The organism is Desulfobotulus pelophilus (assembly GCF_026155325.1).
Classification (GTDB): domain Bacteria; phylum Desulfobacterota; class Desulfobacteria; order Desulfobacterales; family ASO4-4; genus Desulfobotulus; species Desulfobotulus pelophilus.
The window spans coordinates 1-568 of the sequence record NZ_JAPFPW010000083.1 but is presented as its reverse complement, the minus strand read 5'-3'; the positions used below and the strand labels follow the sequence as shown (position 1 = coordinate 568).

Annotated in this window: 1 protein-coding gene; it reads right to left on the bottom strand. The window is 46.0% G+C overall.

What is annotated here, in order from left to right; genetic code table 11:
• Window positions 1-568: IS630 family transposase (locus OOT00_RS16130; protein ID WP_265426449.1), on the bottom strand; the 568-nt coding region annotated here is incomplete at both ends.

Here is a 568-nt window from a genome sequence, read left to right as displayed (position 1 = left end):
GGGATGCCCGTCCACAATGAGAAAGACAGGAGAATCAGCTTTGTAAATCAGACGTTTCAAAAATGAGATGAACTTATCGGAATCCATTTTTCCATCAATGGTCATGAACCGGAGTTCCCCCGAGGGAGTGATAGCCGAAACCATGTTGATACCAAAGCGAGCCCCCGTTTTTTCAACGACGGGGGTGACTCCTGTGGGAGCCCAGGTCGTCCCACTGTGGTAGTCTGATCTTACGGTTGATTCATCGGCAAAAAAGATTTTTGCATTCTCTTTTTCAGCTTGCTTCTTGATTTCCGGGAATTTGTTTTGAACCCATTCCTTTACCCGGTCTTCGTCCCTCTGCCAGGCTTTTTTTAAAGGCTTCTGCGGCGAAAAACCAATTTTTTTCAAAAGACGACCGACAGTGGCTTTGCTGATGGAAACTCCGAACTCCTTTTTGATAAACTCCCGAATCATTTCACGGGTCCACAGCGCAAATGGAAATCCGTAGTCCATAGGATTTTTATCCGCAATCTTCCAGAAAAGCTCATCAAAATCTTTGGTCTGGAACTTAACGGGCCGACCTGAG